The following is a 270-nucleotide window of genomic DNA, read 5'->3' on the forward strand; positions in this document are numbered from 1 at the left end:
TTACTGCTGCCTTAAAGAAAGTGTATGGGGCTCCAAGTCTTAAGGCTTGTCATAGTGCGTTTGAATCCTTTGAGAAGCAGTGGTCTACGTATCCTGGAGCTATAGACGTATGGAAACGAAACTTTTCGCATGTGGAGCAACTATTTGATTATGGTAGTCACATACGAAAAATCATGTACACCACGAATGCCGTAGAAAGTATCCACTCTAGCTTTCGAAAAGTCACGAAAAAAGGAGCATTCCCCCACGAGAACGCTCTATTAAAACTGT

The 270-nt window shown here is 42.2% G+C and carries 1 protein-coding gene; it reads left to right on the top strand.

What is annotated here, in order from left to right; translation table 11 throughout:
• The coding region (locus tag PZE06_RS29320; RefSeq protein ID WP_275792592.1) for a transposase at positions 1–270 on the top strand (270 nt) is incomplete at both ends.

The sequence above is a fragment of the Robertmurraya sp. DFI.2.37 genome (assembly GCF_029211245.1).
Classification (GTDB): domain Bacteria; phylum Bacillota; class Bacilli; order Bacillales; family Cytobacillaceae; genus Robertmurraya; species Robertmurraya methanolica_A.